The organism is Okeania sp. SIO3I5, from assembly GCF_010672085.1.
Lineage (GTDB): Bacteria > Cyanobacteriota > Cyanobacteriia > Cyanobacteriales > Microcoleaceae > Trichodesmium.
In genome coordinates this window covers 1-5,877 of record NZ_JAAHHT010000382.1, presented here as the reverse complement: position 1 = coordinate 5,877, position 5,877 = coordinate 1, and the positions used below count along the sequence as shown (strand labels likewise).

At 39.0% G+C, this 5,877-nt stretch carries 3 protein-coding genes and 1 pseudogene; all 4 read left to right on the top strand.

The features are described 5' to 3' along the window. Positions 1-432: pseudogene (locus F6K40_RS38240) on the top strand (hypothetical protein); the annotation flags it as partial. 163 nt (positions 433-595) lie between these two features. Further along, positions 596-2,395 (top strand): vWA domain-containing protein, encoded by a 1,800-nt coding sequence (locus F6K40_RS38235; protein WP_293144932.1) that lies wholly within the window; start codon positions 596-598, stop codon positions 2,393-2,395. Positions 2,396-2,866: 471 nt separating this feature from the next. After that, positions 2,867-4,672, top strand: a complete 1,806-nt coding sequence (locus F6K40_RS38230; RefSeq protein ID WP_293144929.1) for a vWA domain-containing protein — start codon at positions 2,867-2,869, stop codon at positions 4,670-4,672. 213 nt (positions 4,673-4,885) lie between these two features. After that, positions 4,886-5,638 (top strand): vWA domain-containing protein, encoded by a 753-nt coding sequence (locus tag F6K40_RS38225; RefSeq protein WP_293144926.1) that lies wholly within the window; start codon positions 4,886-4,888, stop codon positions 5,636-5,638. The last annotated feature ends 239 nt before the right edge of the window (positions 5,639-5,877 follow it).

The window sequence follows — 5,877 nt, the reverse complement described above, 5'->3', positions numbered from 1 at the left end:
TTAATTAAAGAAAGTCCTGAAATTACTATACATACTTTGGGTTATGGATATTCTCAAGGTAATAATAGTGAAATAGATCCAGAAGTTCTAAAAAAACTTGCTCAAGCATCTGGAGGAATATTCCTCTTTTCTGCTAATTCTACAGAAATTAATCAGGCATTAGACACATTTTTAGTCTCTCTATTAGGAGAATATGAAATTCGCTATCAACCTACTTCTATTAAACAATACGAAAAAGAAACTGTTAAAATTACTGTAGGAGAGCTTTCAGCAGAAGAAAAATTTAGGATTAACAATATCCCTAGTTTACCCTTTATAACCAGAATGTTAATATTAGGAGGAACGTTAATTTTTTGCTTTATTTTTGGATTATTACCCTTCATTGGTTGGCAATGGTATATAGAACAACAATCTACTCCTGCTAATGAGTAATACCGTTTCACGGAAGTTAAAAGTTAAAAGTCAAAAGTCGTAGGGGGGAATGGCATTCGCCCTCACCATTTGAAACATTCTTTTTTCCAATTGGCATAACATCAAATTTGCTGAAATGCTAAATCAGAAAAAAAGAATTTGTATGATCGAGGAAATATGAATTATGTATCAAAAAATAGCAGCTCTAAAAAAGATTTTAATATTCGGAATTTTAGCCGCCTTTGGTTGCTTAATAGGTGCAATTATTGGTGAGTTATTATTGCCATTTATTCAGCCAACTCCTGCCCTTCAGCAAGTTGATGTTTTATTTGTATTAGACGTTACTGGTAGCATGAGAGGAGAAATCAATGGTGTAAAAAATGGCATCAGTAACTTTGTCTCTACTTTAAACTCAAGAGAACTAGACGCGCAAGTAGGATTAATAGCTTTTGGCGATCGCTTTGAGGGAGAAGAACCAAATATTCTTTCCTTTGCAGGAGAACCATTCACCAAAGATACAAATAGCTTTCAAACCAAAGTAAGTAAAATTAGAATGGTTGATGGAGGAGATACAAAAGAAAGTAGTATTGATGCTCTAGTTTTAGGAGCAAGACAACCATTTCGCGAGGATGCCACCAAAGCTATTCTTTTAATTACTGATGCTCCACCCAAAATACCAGATAAAGAGATTTCCTCCATAGCAGCAGCCGAAAAATTGGTGCGAGATCAAGGAATAGACCAACTTCATCTAGTAATTAGCAATGGAGATCGTTCAATATTCCAACCATTGCAAAGAGAAATTGATGGTGAAATTTTTTCCCTCGCTGAAACTGCTGCTGCTCGGCAAAACTTTGACAAAATCTTACCAGAAATCGGAGAAAAGATTGCTTCTGCCATTGGAACAGGAGAAATTCCCATCGAGCAAAAGACTTCTTTGATCGCTGCTACTAGTTTGTGGACTGCCTTACTAGCTATTGGTACTTTTATTGCCCTAAGTACAGGACAAAAACGCTATTTAGGAACCTCCCTCAACTTTTTCCAGGGAACTGCTGGAACTGTAGGTAGTTTGGCAGCAGGTTTAGTCGCAGGAGCAGTTGGAGAATTCTTTTATGGAGAAATAGCTGATGTTGCAATTATAGGTAGGAGCATGGCCTGGGCATTACTAGGAGCATTATTAGCTTTTGGTATGGCATTCTTTATTCCTAACTTACAGGGAAAACGAGCCTTAGTTGGTGGAGCAGTGGGCGGTGTCCTAGGAGCGATCGCCTTTCTATTTATCGCTACAACTTTTGGGGATCGAGCAGGTCGATTAATAGGTGCTGCCATCTTAGGATTCTGTATTGGTATAATGATTGTGATTACAGAAGTTCTATTTCGGAAAGCATGGTTGGAAATTAGTTATGGTCCCAAAGAAATTAAGACGGTGAATCTCGGAAAAGAAATTGTCACCGTGGGTAGTAACCCCGAACTATGTATCGTTTATGTTCCTGAAACTCCTTCTGTTGCTTTAAAATTTCAGCTCGCTCAAGGAAACATTTTTTGTGAAAACGTGGAAACAGGTAACAAACAAAGTGTTCAACCAGGATACCAAATAGATGTAGGTCGGGCAAAAGTAACAGTTTGTGGTGCAGAAGCAACAACTTCCACTTTACCTAACTCACCGATAACAATGCCTGCATTTTTATCAAGAAGTAGTTTTTCTTTGAATATAAATGGTCGGGTAATTAACCTGAACCATAATACTCAACTAAATGAAAGAGATATTTCCGGTTTAACTTCTCGATCAAACAATGGGATCGTGGCCAAAGTGAATCCTAATCCTAAAGACCCTAATATATTGGGATTACAAAATTTATCTAATCAAACTTGGGTTGCTATTATGGCTAATGGTGAGTCGAAAAATATTGAACCTACTCGAACTTTAAAGTTAGTGGCAGGTACTCAAATTAAATTTGGCTCTGTCAAAGGTCAAATAAATGCCTAAAAAAATGGTGGTGGTCCATTGTAATGGTCGTGTATTGCATTATTTTTGTTACAAGAACAGTGGGAGCATCTTGCTCCCGTGCCAAGCATCCCTTGTTCCTTGTATACCATTACTATGCAGGACTCCACCTTGGTGAGGTACACCCTGAAGGGGGCAAGATGCTATGGCGGGCAAGATGCCCGACTGGGAACATTTAATTGTTAATATCTGTATTTCATATACAATGAGTAATATCAAGTTTGTTGAAATGCTAAATCAGAAAAAATGAATTTGTATTATGGCAATTCCTATAGTTCTGAAGTATATTCACGATCCCCCTAAATCCCCCTTAAAAAGGGGGACTTTGAAAGCTCCCCCCTTTTTAAGCGGTTCCCCCCTTACAAAGGGGGGTTAGGAGGGATCTGGAGGCAGGGGGGATCTAAAACTGTACTTCTTATGTTAAAGAATTTCTATACCAAGGAAATATGAATCATGTATCAAAAAATAGCAGCCTTAAAAAAGATTTTAATATTCGGAATTTTAGCAGCCTTTGGTTGCTTAATAGGTGCAATTATTGGTGAGTTATTATTGCCATTTATTGTGCCTACTCCTACTCTTCAGCAAATTGATGTTTTATTTGTATTAGATGCTACTGAGAGTATGGGAGAAGAAATCAATGGTGTAAAAAATGGTATCAGTAACTTTGTCACTACTTTAAACTCAAGAGAGCTAGATTCACAAGTAGGATTAATTGCCTTTCGCGATCGCTTTCACGGAGCAGAACCTGAAATTCTCTCTTTTGAGGGAAAACCTTTTACCAAAGATATAGATAGCTTTAGAACCGAATTAGGCAAAATAGGAATGATTAGTGGAGTAGATTGGCCAGAAAGTAGTCTTGATGCCCTAGTTTTAGGAGCGCGACAGCCATTTCGCGAAGATGCCACCAAAGTTATTCTTTTAATTACTGATGCTTCGCCCAAGATACCAGATAAAGAAACTCCCTCTGTAGCAGCAGCGGAAAAATTGGTACGAGACCAAGGAATAGACCAACTTCATCTAGTGATTAGCAATAAATACCGTTCAATATTCCAACCGTTACAAAGAGAAGTTGATGGTGAAATTTTTTCCCTCGCTAGGACTGCTGCTGCTCGGCAAAACTTTGACAAAATTTTACCAGAAATCGGAGAAAAGATCGCTTCTGCTATTGGAACAGGAGAAATTCCGATCGACCAAAAGAATTCTTTAATCATTGCTACTAGCTTGTGGACTGCCTTACTAGCTATTTTTACATTTATTCTCCTAACCACAGGACAAAAATGGTATTTAGGAACCTCTCTCAACTTTTTCCAGGGAACTGCTGGAGTTGCAGGTAGTTTGGCAGCAGGTTTAGTCGCAGGAGGAATTGGAGAATTCTTTTATGGCGGAATGGCCGATATTTCCCTCTTATCTATAACAGGTAGGAGTATTGCCTGGGGAATATTGGGAGCATTATTAGCTTTTGGCATGGCATTCTTTATTCCTAACTTACAGGGAAAACGAGCCTTAGTCGGTGGAGCAGTGGGCGGTGTCCTAGGAGCGATCGCCTTTCTATTTATCGCTACAACTTTTGGCGATCTAGCAGGTCGATTAATAGGTGCTGCCATCTTAGGATTCTGTATTGGTATAATGATTGTGATTACAGAAGTTCTATTTCGGAAAGCATGGCTGGAAATTAGTTATGGTCCAAAAGAAATTAAGACGGTGAATCTCGGAAAAGAAATTGTAACTGTAGGGAGTAACCCCGAACTATGTATCGTTTATGTTCCTGAAACTCCTTCTGTTGCTTTAAAATTTCAGCTCGCTCAAGGAAACATTTTCTGTGAAAACGTGGAAACAGGTAACAAACAAAGTGTTCAACCAGGATACCAAATAGATGTAGGTCGGGCAAAAGTAACAGTTTGTGGTGCACAAGCAACAACTTCCACTTTACCTTCATCAACTACAATGCCTCCACTTTCATCAAGAAGCAGTTTTTCTTTGAATATAAATGGTCGGGTAATTAACCTGAACCATAATACTCAACTCAAAGAAAGAGATATTTCCGGTTTAACCTCTCAATCAAATAATGGAATTGTCGCCAAAGTGAATCTTAATCCTAAAGACCCTAATATATTGGGATTACAAAATTTATCCAATCAAACTTGGGTTGCTATTATGGCTAATGGTGAGTCGAAAAATATTGAACCTACTCGAACCTTAAAGCTAGCAGTAGGTACTCAAATTAAATTTGGCTCTGTCAAAGGTCAAATAAATTCCTAAAAAAACTATAGCAATCCTAAATAGGTTGTAAGATTTTATCGTAGGGGTTTGGAGAATAAACCCAAGCTCTAAGGATTTGGAGACCCAACCCCTACAGTTTTTTCTCACATCTCATTCCTGATTGCTATATAACTTTTTCTAAACTAATAACTTGCCCGATCAAGTCAAAAAAACCAGTAAACTTTAACAAAAAAATCTGAGGAACCAAAAACTATGGCATTACCTGGTGGCGAAATATCAAACCGGCCCCTACATTTCATTTGGCTGTGTGACTGTTCTGGATCTATGTCAATTGGTGGCAAAATAGAAGCGCTGAATACAGCCATTCGTGAGTGTCTTCCCGAAATGAAACGGGTAGCTGATGATAATCCCAATGCTAATGTGTTGGTGCGAGCAGTTAAATTTTCTGATGGCGCTCAATGGCACGTCCCTACTGAAACTCCAGTCAATAGTTTTAATTGGACAGATTTAGAAGCGGGAGGTCTCACGGATTTGGGCAAAGCTTTGTTATTGGTTGCAGAACAACTAAAAATGCCACCAATGACAGACCGCGCTCTACCACCTGTATTGGTGCTTATTAGTGATGGTCAACCTACTGATGACTTTGGTAGTGGCCTGAGAGCGTTGATGAACGAACCTTGGGGAAAAAGAGCTGTTCGTATTGCTATTGCTGTCGGTCAAGATGCTGACGAAGATGCTCTGCAAAAATTTATCGATCATCCAGAACTGAGACCTTTAAAGGCTAATAATGCTGAGGCATTGGTCAGATATATTAAATGGGCCTCTACTGCAGTCTTAAAAGCAGCTTCTTCTCCAGCTAGTCAAATGGGAACTCCGCCAACAACCGTAGTTTCAAGTTCATCTGCCACTACGCCCACTACGGTAGCAACTCCTGTCCCTGCTGCTGGAGCTGTTCCAATTCCTGCTGTACCTACGAGTAATTCGGATGATGATGATGTTTGGTAAAGTTTTTCTATGGAATAGGAGTTAGGTAGGAATTCTAGCTGCTGTCAGTAGTAGCTCGTCTAGACTAAAATTATGGGTAAGGAGCGAGCAACCACCGAAGCAAAACTTGTAGTGGACTGTTTCAGCTAAAACTGTGCATGATTATTTTAGGTTGTGGGAAGACAAGGAAGACAAGGAGGACAAGGAAGACAAGGTGGTAAGGGAGAAAAAAGCCTATTGCATCATTTAAGATGAAACAG

Excerpts from the sequence above, each read along its gene's own strand:
- F6K40_RS38235 (WP_293144932.1), top strand. The coding sequence starts at position 596 with ATGTATCAAAAAATAGCAGCTCTAAAAAAGATTTTAATATTCGGAATT.
- F6K40_RS38225 (WP_293144926.1), top strand. The coding sequence starts at position 4,886 with ATGGCATTACCTGGTGGCGAAATATCAAACCGGCCCCTACATTTCATT.
- F6K40_RS38230 (WP_293144929.1), top strand. The coding sequence starts at position 2,867 with ATGTATCAAAAAATAGCAGCCTTAAAAAAGATTTTAATATTCGGAATT.